Annotated in this window: 13 protein-coding genes; 7 read left to right on the top strand and 6 right to left on the bottom strand. The window is 68.0% G+C overall.

Annotated elements, in window-relative coordinates:
- Nucleotides 1-40: 40 nt before the first annotated feature.
- From ACWDTD_RS09240 to ACWDTD_RS09255, 4 genes are all read left to right on the top strand, one after another.
- Nucleotides 41-490 carry a DUF3151 domain-containing protein gene (locus tag ACWDTD_RS09240; RefSeq protein WP_449746798.1) on the top strand — a complete coding sequence of 150 codons (450 nt, stop codon included), beginning with the start codon at nt 41-43 and terminating at the stop codon, nt 488-490.
- Nucleotides 487-1602: an FUSC family protein gene (locus tag ACWDTD_RS09245; protein ID WP_449746799.1), complete on the top strand. Its 1116-nt coding sequence runs from the start codon at nt 487-489 to the stop codon at nt 1600-1602. Before ACWDTD_RS09240 ends, ACWDTD_RS09245 begins: the two co-directional genes overlap by 4 nt.
- Nucleotides 1603-1784: 182 nt before the next feature.
- Nucleotides 1785-2699: a cation diffusion facilitator family transporter gene (locus ACWDTD_RS09250; RefSeq protein WP_449746800.1), complete on the top strand. Its 915-nt coding sequence runs from the start codon at nt 1785-1787 to the stop codon at nt 2697-2699.
- A 60-nt stretch (nt 2700-2759) separates the two neighbouring features.
- Complete coding sequence (locus ACWDTD_RS09255) at nt 2760-3560, top strand: polysaccharide deacetylase family protein (protein ID WP_449746801.1); 801 nt, start codon at nt 2760-2762, stop codon at nt 3558-3560.
- A 15-nt stretch (nt 3561-3575) separates the two neighbouring features.
- Here the strand turns inward: ACWDTD_RS09255 and ACWDTD_RS09260 are convergent, their stop codons facing one another.
- Together ACWDTD_RS09260 and ACWDTD_RS09265 are read right to left on the bottom strand one after the other, a co-directional pair.
- Nucleotides 3576-4430, bottom strand: coding sequence for a site-2 protease family protein (locus ACWDTD_RS09260; RefSeq protein WP_449746802.1), 855 nt, complete (start codon nt 4428-4430; stop codon nt 3576-3578).
- Complete coding sequence (locus tag ACWDTD_RS09265) at nt 4427-5086, bottom strand: hypothetical protein (protein ID WP_449746803.1); 660 nt, start codon at nt 5084-5086, stop codon at nt 4427-4429. The genes ACWDTD_RS09260 and ACWDTD_RS09265 overlap by 4 nt, the downstream gene beginning before the upstream one ends.
- A 98-nt stretch (nt 5087-5184) precedes the next feature.
- Between ACWDTD_RS09265 and ACWDTD_RS09270 the strand changes: the two genes are divergently transcribed.
- The gene (locus tag ACWDTD_RS09270) at nt 5185-6471 is read left to right on the top strand and encodes an adenylosuccinate synthase (protein ID WP_449746804.1); all 1287 of its coding nucleotides are present in this window, start codon (nt 5185-5187) and stop codon (nt 6469-6471) included.
- 60 nt (nt 6472-6531) lie between these two features.
- Here ACWDTD_RS09270 and ACWDTD_RS09275 read toward each other — a convergent pair whose 3' ends face one another.
- Nucleotides 6532-6699 (bottom strand): hypothetical protein, encoded by a 168-nt coding sequence (locus tag ACWDTD_RS09275; RefSeq protein WP_449746805.1) that lies wholly within the window; start codon nt 6697-6699, stop codon nt 6532-6534.
- Here ACWDTD_RS09275 and ACWDTD_RS09280 point away from each other — a divergent pair.
- Entirely contained in the window at nt 6692-8035 is a 1344-nt protein-coding gene (locus ACWDTD_RS09280; protein ID WP_449746806.1) for an NAD-dependent succinate-semialdehyde dehydrogenase, read from the top strand. The genes ACWDTD_RS09275 and ACWDTD_RS09280 overlap by 8 nt on opposite strands.
- A 31-nt stretch (nt 8036-8066) precedes the next feature.
- Here ACWDTD_RS09280 and ACWDTD_RS09285 read toward each other — a convergent pair whose 3' ends face one another.
- From ACWDTD_RS09285 to ACWDTD_RS09295, 3 genes are read right to left on the bottom strand one after another with little or no spacing between them, the layout of a single operon-like run.
- Nucleotides 8067-8450 carry a nuclear transport factor 2 family protein gene (locus ACWDTD_RS09285; protein WP_449746807.1) on the bottom strand — a complete coding sequence of 128 codons (384 nt, stop codon included), beginning with the start codon at nt 8448-8450 and terminating at the stop codon, nt 8067-8069.
- An 11-nt stretch (nt 8451-8461) separates the two neighbouring features.
- Nucleotides 8462-9448: an agmatinase gene (speB, locus tag ACWDTD_RS09290; protein ID WP_449746808.1), complete on the bottom strand. Its 987-nt coding sequence runs from the start codon at nt 9446-9448 to the stop codon at nt 8462-8464.
- Between the two features lies 1 nt (nt 9449).
- Nucleotides 9450-11015 (bottom strand): purine-cytosine permease family protein, encoded by a 1566-nt coding sequence (locus ACWDTD_RS09295; protein WP_449746809.1) that lies wholly within the window; start codon nt 11013-11015, stop codon nt 9450-9452.
- Nucleotides 11016-11126: 111 nt separating this feature from the next.
- On the opposite strand from ACWDTD_RS09295, the gene ACWDTD_RS09300 reads away from it, so the two are divergent.
- Nucleotides 11127-12617 (top strand): PucR family transcriptional regulator, encoded by a 1491-nt coding sequence (locus ACWDTD_RS09300; RefSeq protein ID WP_449746810.1) that lies wholly within the window; start codon nt 11127-11129, stop codon nt 12615-12617.
- Nucleotides 12618-12715: the final 98 nt, after the last annotated feature.

Here is a 12715-nt window from a genome sequence, read left to right on the forward strand (position 1 = left end):
ACCGATGCCTGCGCGTCACGGTCGATGCTTGAATGGAGCGATGACTTCTTTCGGTGATCTCCTCGGCCCGCAACCGGTTCTGCTGACCGGCGACGACGACGCCGAGTCGGACCTGCTCAACGGTGCGGTGCCCGCGCAGGTGGCCGCCGCCCACCCGACCGCCTCGATCGCGTGGGCGTACCTCGCGGAGGGCGCCCTGGACGGGGCGGGCTCCGCCGATACCGGCGGCGTCCATGTCGGTCGGGTGATCGAGGCGTACTCGTATGCGCGGACCGGCTACCACCGGGGCCTGGACCAGTTGCGCCGACACGGCTGGAAGGGATTCGGGCCGGTCCCGTGGAGTCACGAACCCAACCGCGGATTCCTGCGCTGCGTCGGTGCACTCGCACGTGCCGCGAACGCCATCGGCGAGGAGGACGAGTACCTGCGCTGTCTCGACCTGCTGAACGACAGCGACCCGACCGCGGCGGCGGAGCTCGGGCTGGTGTGAGCAACCGGCTGCGTTCGGCGGCGAGCCGGCGGGTGAACTCGCTGCCGCCCCCGCTGCGGACGCGGGTGCGGCGGCTGTATCTCTCGCTGGTCCCCATCGTGCAGTGCTCGCTGGCCGCGGGTTCGGCGTGGTGGATCGCCACCGAGGTCTTCGGCCACAAGCAACCGTTCTTCGCGCCGATCGCTGCCGTGATCTCGCTCGGACTGTCGCTGTCCCAGCGGTGGCGGCGGGCGGTGGAACTGGTGGGTGGCGTCACCATCGGTATCGCGGTCGGCGATCTGCTGGTCTCCCAGATCGGCACCGGCACGTGGCAGATCGTGGTGGTGGTCGCGATGGCCATGGTGGTGGCGGTGTTCCTCGACGACGGCCCGCTGATCCCGATGCAGGCGGCGTCGTCGGCGGTTCTGGTGGCGACGCTGCTCCCCCCGGGCGGGGTGGCCGGCTATCACCGCGCCATCGATGCGCTGATCGGCGGGGTGATCGGACTCGTGGTGGGCGCGCTCCTTCCGGTCAACCCGGCTTCGCGGGGCCGCCGCGACGCCGCGGGTGTCCTCGCGACCATCCGGGACGCGGCCCGCGACCTGGCCGACGGTCTGCGCGAGGGCGACGAGGAGACGGTGCTGCGGGCACTGGAAACCGCCCGGGGAACCCAGGCCGCGATCAACACGATGCGCTCGGACATGCGTGGTGGTCGCGAGATCAGCAACATCTCACCGCTGTATTGGCGTCAACGGATGCGGTTGCAGCGGCTCTCGGCCACGGCCGACCCGATCGACAACGCCGTCCGTAATTTCCGGATCGTGGCGCGCCGCGCGCTGGCGATCACCCAGCGCGGAGAGCGTCTGCGCCCGGAGCTGGTGGAGATCATCGACGACCTCGCCGGGGCATTCGAGATCCTCCGCGAGATGATGCTCGCCGATCCCGGCGAGTCCCCGGACCAGGCCGACGCGGCCCGGGTGCTGCGCACTGTTGCCCGTAAGGCCCGCAAGGAACTCGCCGAGCACAGCGACCTCAGCGAGACTGCCTTGCTCGCCGAGACGCGCTCACTGCTCGTCGACCTGCTCATGGTCGCGGGGCTGCGGCGTTCGTCGGCGGTGGCGACGCTGCGCTGAGCGTCATCCTCGAGAGAACGCGTGACGAGTTGGTAGACGCGGCGGCTGTACCGACCGCGTCTACCAACACCGACCGCGTCTACCAACATCGCCCGCGTCTACCAACACTGCCCGTTTGTCGGCATATTAGGCTGACCTAACCCTTGCAATACATGCGATTTTGCGCATAGATTGGCTGTGCCATGGGTAGCTCGCATTCACACACGCACTCGCACACCACGGCGTCGGCATCCAACCGCCGGATCTGGCCGATGGCCGTGGCCGTCGGCATCATCGGCGCCTACTTCGTGGTGGAACTCGGCGTCGGAATCATGGTCAACTCGCTCGCGCTCATCGCCGACGCCGGCCACATGCTCACCGATGTGGTGGCGCTGCTGATGGGTCTGGTGGCGCTGTTGCTGGCCAAGCACGGATCGGCCACCGACGCCCGCAGCTTCGGGTGGCATCGCGCCGAGGTGTTCACCGCCGTCGCCAACGCCGTCCTGCTCATCGGCGTGGCGGCGTTCGTCCTCGTCGAAGCGGTCAAGCGGATCGGCAACGATCCCGAGGTGCCCGGTCTCACGCTCATCGTCGTCGCACTCGTCGGCCTCGCGGTGAACGTCGCCATGATGCTGCTGCTGCGCGCGGACTCCAAGGAATCGATCGCGGTGCGCGGCGCCTACATGGAGGTCCTCGCCGACGCCGTCGGCAGCATCGGGGTGCTGATCGCCGGCGTGGTGACGCTCACCACGGGGTGGGGGTATGCCGACGTGGTGGTGGCCGTGTTGATCGCCCTGTGGGTGGTGCCGCGCGCGTTGCGGCTCGCCCGCGACGCCCTGCGCATCCTCAACCAACAGGCACCCGAGGGTGTGGACATCGAGGCCCTGCGGCGCGATCTCGCCGACATCCCGCTCGTCGACGACGTGCACGACCTCCATGTGTGGACCCTGACCACCGGCATGGACGTGGCCACCGTGCACCTGGGCAGCGCGTGCCCCAACGAGCGGGTACTCCCGCTGGCACGCACGGTGCTCGAGAGTTACGGACTGCGCCACGCCACGATTCAGGTGGATCCGAGCGACGAACAGAGCCGCTGCCGCGACGACCTGACCTGGTGACATGACGCGGCCCCGGGCCGCGCTCTGCCGATCGACGTCGCATGCGTTACCTTTCCTGCTGTGAAACGTCGGGGGTTTCTCAGCGCGCTGGCCGCCGGTACCGTCGTCGCAGTCGCCGGATGCAGTGCGGCGCAGGGGGATGCGTCCGCGCCGTCGGCATTGCCGTCGAACAATCCGATGTCTCCGCGACCGGCATCAACAGCCCCCACCTCGGGCCTGCTGCCACCGGACGTGCTGCGAAAGATCCCGCGACCGGCGGGCGCGCTCACGTCGCTGCCCGGGACCGGACGCCACATCGCCCTGACCGTCGACGACGGCGCGAACTCCGAGGTGGTGGGCGCCTACATCCGGTTCGCCCGCGACACCGGTGCGCGGTTCACCTTCTTCGTCACCAGCTCGTTCTCGTCGTGGACCGACCACAAGGCGGCACTGCGCCCGCTGGTGGAATCCGGACAGATCGCACTCGGCAATCACACGTTCAGCCACCCGCAACTCACCGCGTTGAGTCCGTCGGGCGTCGCCGAAGAGCTCAACCAGTGTAAAACGTTCCTGCGCAACACCTTCGGGGTCGACGGCACGCCCTTCTACCGGCCGCCCTACGGCTACACCAACGACACCGTCGACGCGGTGGCCGCCGACCTGGGCTACACCAGCCCGACGCTCTGGTACGGATCACTCTCGGATTCGGGACTCATCACCGAGCGCTACCTGCTGACGTGCGCGCGACGCTTCTTCCACCCGCAGACCATCATCATCGGGCACGCCAACCACCCGCCGGTCACCCACGTGTACCCGCAGCTCGTCGAGATCATCAAGCAGCGCCGACTCAACATGGTGACGCTGCACGACTACTTCGTCTGAGCCGAGACCCTCAGCTCAGCTGGTACGCCAGAACATGAACACGTTCCATCCCTGGATGGCCAGCGCCGACGGCACCCCGGAGAGCTCGAACAGCCAGCGGATCAGGTCGAAGAAGGCGGCATTGAGCTGCGGGATGAACAGCAGGGCGAACACGATGAGGAAACCGTACGGCGCGATCTTCGTCGCGCTCTGCCGCACGTCGGGCGCCAGGTACGGCTCGATGGCCCCGTACCCGTCGAAGCCCGGCATGGGGATCAGATTCAGCACAGCGGCGGTGATCTGCAGGAACGCCAGCATCGCCAGCGCCGCCCACAGGTTCACGCCGTCGACGGCGAGCACCAGTCCCGACAGCGGACCCGAGCCGAGCGGAATGTACACCTGCGGGTCGATGATGCGGATGGTCATCAGGATGAGCGCCCCCAGCAGGATGTTCATCGCCGGACCGGCGAGCGAGACAAGCGTGCGTTGCCCGCGGGTCATTCCGCGTTCGTCGAGGTAGACCGCACCGCCCGGAAAACCGATGCCGCCGAGCAGGATGATGAGAATCGGCAGGCCGAGCGAGAGCCCGGGGTGCGTATAGCGCAACGGGTTGAGGGTCAGATAGCCGCGCAACTCGGCCGTGCGGTCGCCGAAACGGAACGCGGTGACGGCGTGCGCGAATTCGTGCAGGCACAGCGACACCAGCCAGCCCGCGATGACCAGCAGCAACGTCCCGGCGATCGACGTCGCGTTGCGTCCCGGGGCCGAACCGAAGCACAGCCATCCACCGAACGCCGTGAGGGCGAGCAGAATCAGGAACGGCAGACCCTGCCCGATCGTCTTGACGATGCCCGAGCCCGACGGTGCGCGTCCCGCGAACGACGCCGTCATGGGCACACCAGCTTCAGATCCACGTGATGACGATAGAACGTGGACCGCTTGACCACCCGTCGGGTCACGATGCCCTCCCGTTCGACCAGTAGGTTGCTGCCGCCGGTCTGCGCCGCGCGGCCGTGATGCCAACGTCCGGGGCGAAGGCGGCGTTCCACCCTCGCCCGCAGACCCGGTTCGGCACGAGTGGGTTCGATCAGCACGCCGCGCACCTCACCGCGGAAGAGGCGGTCGTTGTCGACATAGGTTTCGCCGTGCAGCTGCGCGCCGTCGGCGCCGAGATGGCGGGCGCTGCCCACCAGCACGGTGGCCGCGTCATCGCGGATCAGCGGGAACGATGTGGCGATGCCCTCGACGGCGAGTCGCTCGGCGGCAGCGCCGTGGGGCAGTCCGTAGACACGTGTGGCCGCCGAAGGGTTCGCCGGGGCGTAGGCCACCTCGACGTCGAGCCGCTCGGCGACCATCAACGCGGCGATCACCGCCGCGAGGAATGCGTCCGGGTGCGCCACCGCGTCGTCGACCGCCACCACCACCCGCCGCGTCGCGTCGTCGTCGAGGAGACGACCGATCCGCATGCGCACCGACTTCGGGTCGGGAACAGCGGCGCCGTCGCCGGTGGAGGCGACCGATGCCGAGGTGATGACTGCGGGAGACACGCCGACAGGGTAGCCGTGGCCGACACGCCGATGAGGAACCAGGCGGTCCAGCAAGTAGGGTAGTTGCGTCAAGGCGCGCCAACAAAGGAGTCTCTGCCATGGCCGCGATCGTGCTGATCGGTGCTCAGTGGGGCGACGAGGGCAAGGGCAAGGCGACAGATCTGCTCGGCGGGAAACTGCAGTGGGTGGTCCGCTACCAGGGCGGCAACAACGCCGGTCACACCGTCGTGCTCCCCAACGGTGAGCAGTTCGCGCTGCACCTGATCCCCTCGGGCATCCTCACCCCGGGAGTCCGCAATGTGATCGGCAACGGCGTCGTGGTCGACCCGGGCGTGCTGCTCACCGAACTCGGCGGCCTCGAGGACCGCGACGTCGACACCGCGGGGCTGCTCATCTCGGCCGACGCCCACCTGCTCATGCCGTATCACGTGGCCATCGACAAGGTGACCGAACGCTTCCTGGGTAACAAGAAGATCGGCACGACCGGACGCGGCATCGGCCCCTGCTACCAGGACAAGATCGCCCGCGTCGGGGTGCGGGTGGCCGACGTGCTCGACGAGAAGATCTTCGCGCAGAAGGTGGAGGCCGCCCTCGAACTCAAGAACCAGATCCTGGTGAAGATCTACAACCGCCGCGCGCTCGAGCCCGCGCAGGTGGTCGACGAGGTACTCGCCCAGGCCGAGGGGTTCAAGCACCGCATCGCCGACACCCGTTTGCTGCTCAACGAGGCGCTCGAACGCGGTGAGACCGTGCTGCTCGAAGGGTCGCAGGGCACCCTGCTCGACGTCGACCACGGCACGTATCCCTATGTGACGTCGTCGAATCCGACCGCGGGCGGGGCCGCGGTGGGTGCCGGCATCGGACCCAACAAGATCACCACGGTGCTCGGCATCCTCAAGGCCTACACCACGCGGGTGGGGTCCGGGCCGTTCCCCACCGAGCTGTTCGACGAATGGGGTGCCTACCTCGCCAAGACCGGCGGCGAGGTGGGGGTGACCACCGGGCGTGCGCGACGCTGCGGCTGGTTCGACGCCGTGATCGCCCGATACGCGACACGCGTCAACGGCATCACCGACTACTTCCTCACCAAGCTCGACGTGCTCTCCAGCGTGGAGCGGGTGCCGATCTGCGTGGCCTACGAGGTGGACGGGGAGCGGGTCGACGACATGCCGATGACCCAGACCGGGTTCCATCACGCCACACCGGTGTATGAGTACATGCCGGGCTGGTGGGAGGACATCTCCGGATGCCGCACCTTCGACGAACTCCCGCAGACCGCGCAGGACTACGTGCTGCGCCTCGAGGAACTGTCCGGCGCGCACATCTCGTGCATCGGCGTCGGCCCGGGGCGTGATCAGACGATTGTTCGCCGGGCCATCGTCTGAGGTTTCGACTCGGCGCCACCCATTGCGGAATCAGTTGTGCCGATCGGTCTCGATCGCCGATTAACGCAGCGATATCGCCAACACCTCGCGGAATGAGTGGTCGCCCGGGTGCGACATCGCCGATTCCGCCAGCAGCTTTCCCGCCGGGCTACTACATTCGTAGACAAGGCGGCCGATCGGCCGCGCCCTGCTGTTCTCCGCGCACCCGAGGAAAGAGTCGATGAGCATCTACGCAGTCGTCGATCCCGCCACCGGCGAGGTCATCAAGGAATACCCCACCGCCACCGACGATCAGATCGAGTCCGCCATCGCCGCGGCCCACGACACGTTCATGACCTGGTCGAAGACGTCGACCGTGGCCGATCGCGCCGCTCTCATCCGCAAGGTCGCCGAATTGCACACCGAGCGCAAGGACGAACTCGCCAAGATCATCGTCCGCGAGATGGGCAAGCCCTACGACCAGTCGGTGGGCGAGGTGGAGTTCAGCGCCGCGATCTACGAGTACTACGCCGACAACGCCGAGAAGTTCCTCGCCGATGAACACATCACCCTGCTCGACGGCGAGGGGTCGGCGATCATCCGCCGCAGCGGCGTCGGAGTGCTCATCGGCATCATGCCGTGGAACTACCCCTACTATCAGGTGGCCCGCTTCGCCGGACCGAACCTGGTGCTGGGCAACACTATTGTGCTCAAGCACGCACCGCAGTGCCCCGAGTCGGCGGCCGCGCTGCAGCAGATCTTCCTCGACGCCGGCTTCCCGCCGGGTGCCTACGTCAACGTCTACGCCACCAATGAGCAGATCGCCGACTCCATCGCCGACCCGCGGGTGCAGGGCGTCTCGCTGACCGGATCCGAGCGTGCCGGTGCCGCGGTCGCCGAGGTGGCCGGGCGCAACCTCAAGAAGGTGGTGCTCGAACTCGGCGGATCGGATCCGTTCATCCTGCTGTCCACCGACGATCTCGACGCCACCGTCGCCGCCGCCGTCGACGGCCGTTTCGAGAACACCGGTCAGGCCTGCAACGCCGCCAAGCGGTTCATCGTCGACGCCGAGATCTACGACGACTTCGTCACCAAGTTCACCGAGAAGGTCAAGGCCACCGCCGACGGCCTCGCCCCGCTCTCGTCGGTGGCTGCGGCCGAACGCCTCGAAGAGCAGGTGCAGTCGGTGGTCGAGGCAGGTGCGACACTCGAGTCGGCCGGCGAACGCAAGGGCGCCTACTTCCCGCCCGGTGTGCTCACCGGTGTCGACCCCGAATGGCCCACCGCCAAGCAGGAACTCTTCGGGCCCGTGGCCACCGTGTACAAGGCCGACAGCGAGGACGCCGCGATCGCGCTGGCCAACGACACCCCGTTCGGTCTGGGCTCCTACGTCTTCACCACCGACCCCGAGCAGGCGCTGCGCGTGGCCGACAAGATCGACGCGGGCATGGTGTTCGTCAACGCCGTCGGAGCCGAGGGAGCCGAACTGCCGTTCGGCGGGGTCAAACGGTCCGGCTTCGGGCGTGAACTGGGCCGATTCGGCATCGACGAGTTCGTCAACAAGAAGCTGATCCGGATCAGCTGACGGCCGCGAGGTGACGGCTCATCGCGCGCGGTCACGCCGACAGATGCTCGTGTAGGACAACAGGTTTCGGTTGGGCCGCGAGATCGAACACCACGGTCTCCCGCTCCGACAACGCGGTGCCGTCACCCAGCGTGGTCGCAACCCGGTGGGTGACGATCGCGACGTCGCCGCGGACGAGCACGTCGCGGTCACTGCTCCGGCAGCTGGTCACCCGCCAACCGTCTGCCCGCCACCCCCGCCACAGGGTGCGGTACTGCTCGACGGTGATCGATACCTGCGCGGTGTCGGGAAAGACCAGTTGTGCGTCGGGGGCGAAACTGCCGAAGTAGGCGTGTTCGTCGTTGGCCGCGAAGACCGCGACGAGTGCGTCGAGTGCGGCCAGCGCGCGGTCGGCGGGTGTCGGGTCGGTGCTCATCGTCATCACGGTCACCGCTTTCCCGGGAAGACGGTGAGCAGCTCGTAGGCGACATGCGCCGCCGCGATCCCGGTGATCTCGGCGTGGTCGTAGGCGGGAGCCACCTCCACGATGTCGGCGCCGACAATGTCGAGGCCGGCGAGCCCGCGCAGCGTGTGCAGCAGTTCCCGCGACGTCAGGCCACCGGCCTCCGGGGTGCCGGTGCCGGGTGCGTGCGCCGGGTCGAGGATGTCGATGTCCACCGACACGTACACCGGACCGCCGGCGAGTCGTCGGCGCACCCGTTCGACGACGCGTGCGGTGCCGTCGGTCTCGTAGTCGTCGGCGCGCACCACTGCGAAACCCAGCGCCGCATCGTCGTCGAGATCGGTTGTGCTGTACAGCGGCCCGCGGATGCCCACATGCATCGACCGTTCCATGTCGATGAGCCCTTCTTCGCTCGCCCGCCGGAACGGGGTGCCGTGGGTGTAGGGCGCGCCGAAATAGGTGTCCCAGGTGTCGAGGTGTGCGTCGAAATGCAGCACCGCGATGGGCTTGCCGTGTAGGGCACGCATCGCCCGCAGCATCGGCAGGGCGATGGTGTGGTCACCGCCCAGTGCGAGCGTGGTGGCCCCGTCGGCACCCAACGCCCTCACGGCCGTGTCGATGGTCTCGATCGCCGCGGTGATGTCGAACGGATTGACGGCGAGGTCGCCGCGATCGACCACCTGCTGTGCCGCGAACGGGGAGATCCCCATCGCAGGGTTATAGGGCCGCAACAACTTCGACGATGCGCGGATGTGACCCGGCCCGAACCGTGCGCCCGGGCGGTAGCTGACGCCGGTGTCGAAGGGGATGCCCAGGATGTTGACGTCGACGCTGCTCACCTGATCGGCGCGCGGCAGCCGCGCGAAGGTCGCGGGCTCGGTGTAGCGCGGGGTCTGTGCGGCATCGACCTGCCCGACGACTCCGTCGGTGACGATGAAGGGATGGTCGAGGCCGGCGATCTCGTCGGCCATCTCAGTTCTCCCGTCCGGGTGTGGGTGTGGCCGAATTCTTCTGGGCGGCAGCCTCTTCGGCCGCAGATTCCTCTGCGGCGATCTCGGCGCGGATCTCGCCCGTGCCCGACGGGTCGGCCATTTCCGGGTGCTCGGTCAGCAGCCGGTGTTCCTCGCTGAGGTCGGCCGAGCGGCTGAACAGCAAATACGAGCCGCCGGCGACGATGAGCCCGACGATGAACGCGATGTCGACGCCGCCCATCGCCGAGGCGGCCGGTCCCTCGTAGAACGTGAGGTCCATGAACGGGATCTCGGCGAGGAAACCGAGGAGGAAGGCGACGATGCCGCGCCACGGCCAGATCCCGTAGACGCCCGCGGGGGTGAAGAGGTCGGCGATCACGTAATGCCCGCGGCGGACGAAGAAGTAGTCGGTGAGGTTGACCGCCGTCCACGGCACCAACAGATACAGCATGATCAGCAAGGCGGTGTTCAGGGCCTCGGTGGCATCGGTCAGCGCCAATCCCAGCGCCAGCCAGATGACGGTCAGCGCGATGATCGTCACCACACGCAGATTCCGTGTGGGCCGCACGGCGCGCACCGAGTCGAGCGCGGTGACCACCGTGAGCATGCCGCTGTAGGCGTTGAGGCCCATGGTCGCAACGAGCACGAGGGTGGCGACCACGGCGAGGATGCCGCCGAGCGGGGAGAAGATCTGGTTGGCCCCGTCGTTGATGCCCGAGAGTGCGTCGGTCGCACCCAGATAGGTGGCCAGGAACGCGCCGAGTGGGATCAGCCACGCCGGCGACGCGACGGCCCCGGTGAACACCGAGGCGATGATCGCCGACGGTTTGGTGTCGCGGGGGAGGTAGCGGCTGTAGTCCGACACGTAGGGGGCGTAGGTGATGTTGTAGGACGCGGCGACGGAGAACTGCACCAGGAACGCCACGAGGGTGAAGCCGCCGGGGCCCGACGGTCCGATCGAGCCGTGCACGCCGCCGGCGAAGATGCCGATCGTGAGGATCAGCCACAGCGGCAACGAGATCCAGAACAGCACGCGGAAACTCTTGTGCAGCAGGTCGTGTCCGAAGATTGCCAGCAGCGCCGCGATCACCGAGATGATCACCGCGACCGCGACGGCGTTCCAGCCGAAGATCGACTGCAGGCCGGACTTGATGATGACCAGATCGACGACGTTGAATCCGACGAACGTGAACAGGGTGCCGATGAGCGGGAGCAGCACGCCACGGTAGCCGAATTGGGCGCGGGACTGGACCATCTGCGGCAAGCCGAGCACCGGTCCCTGCGTCGCGTGAAACGCCATGAACAATGTGCCGAACGCGATGCCGGCGATTCCGGCGACGATCGTCCACCACAGCGACAGGCCCATCGACGGCCCGACGAAGCCGAGCGCGAGGGTGAACGGCTGGAAGTTGCCGACGAACCAGAAGGGTCCCTGCTGGGAGACCTTGCCGTGGCGTTCGTTGTCGGGGACGTAGTCGATCGAGCGGGTTTCGATGGTGGGCCGGCGGGTGGCGGCTGTCGGCGGGGCCGCGGTGGTCACCGGTGCGGCCAGGTTCTCGTTGGTCATGGTGCTCAGCGTGCGCGCTGCCTGACGTGCGAGAACAGGGATCAAATATCCAGATCGGCCATTACGATTGGGCAATATGTACAACACCGGGTGCCGTGTGGGGAGGCGTCGATGATCACCGTGGCCGACGTGGTGGCCGCCGACGAACTCGGGCTCGAGGTGATCTGGGGGGATCACCTGCTCGACGTCGAGGTCGTCGTGGCCCATGTCTCCGAACTCACGAGTCCGCAGGCGTGGCTGCGCGGCGGCGAATTGCTGATGACGGTCGGGCTGCTGCTGGAGATGACCGAGGACGGATGTCGCGACTATCTGCGCAACTGCCGCGCCGGAGGTGTCGCGGCCGTGGCGTTGGGACTCGGGCCCGGCCTGCCGTACCAGCGGTGTCCGGAGCCGTTGCGGACCGCCGCGGCCGAGGTGGGGGTCGCATTGCTCGTGGTGCCCGGCCACGTACCGTTCATCGCGGTCACCAAGTGGGTATTCACCACGATGGCCGAGCAGGAGCGCCGCGACCTACAGCGCGCCATGGACACCAACCGCCGGCTCACCCAGGTGGCCACACTCAACGCGCCGCTGCCCGCGCTGCTCGCGGCATGGAGCGAGATCAGTGATGTCGCGTGCGTGGTGTGCGACGGATTGGGCCGGCTCGTCGCCGCGACACCGGACACGTCGGCCACGGAGGTCGACGCCGCGTGCCGGCTCGCAGCGACCGTCGCCGACGACCCCGCCGCACCCGCATGGTCGGTCCACGGCGAGCACGAGATCCACGCCGTCGGTTCCCATGTGCCGATCGGATTCGTCGTCCTCGACGCACAGATGAATCCGGTCTCCCGCCACTCGTCGACCGTGCTCGTGTCGCTGCTGGCACTCGAACTCGAACGGCGCAATCTGGCGGGCCAACCCGAACGGCAGCGCCGCAGTTCGGTGTTCGCCGGTCTCATGCGTCCAGGACTCAAACCGCCCCGCGCCCAGCAGCTGGCCGATTCGGTCGGGTGGGGATCGGCGCTGATCCAGGTGGCGGTGATCCGGCCCGAACCGGCCGAGGTGGACGCGTTGGTGTTCCGGCTGCGGGTGTCGTTGTCGGCGGCCCTCATTCGCGTCCGAGGCAGCGACATCGAACTCGCGCACCCCGAGACCGACGGTCTCGCGGCCACGCTGAGCCGGCTCGCGTCCAGCCGGCCCATCGGCCTCGGCGCCGCGGTGCCGCCGCACTCGCTGGCCGTCTCCGCGACGCAGGCACGATCGCTGGTCACTGTCAGTGAGCGACTCGGACGCCTGATGAGTGCCCACGAGGGGCAGACCGCCGAACTGCTGCTGGGTTTCGGCGACCCTCGGGTGCTGCGCGGCTTCGCCGACGCCGTCCTCGCGCCACTCGATGCTCTCGACGAACGCGAGCGTGCCGAATTGATACGCACCCTCGAGGAATGGTTGCGGGCCAACGGCGCCTGGGATCCGGCCGCTGCCCGGTTGTCGGTGCATCGCAACACGGTGCGCAACCGGATGGAACGTGTCGCCGCGCTGTCGGGGCGTCGTCTCGACGACGGCGACGACCGGATGGAACTGTGGCTGGCACTCAAGGCCAGGGCGGCCACGCCGCGAGTGTGAGACCTCGCGGCAACAAGAGCCGTGGAGGGTTTCGCGACGGGGGTCCGCCGTGCTCGAGCGCGCCCGTTGTCCATCTGTCCGATTCCTCCGCGACACGT

It is taken from the genome of Gordonia sp. NPDC003425 (genome assembly GCF_053588635.1).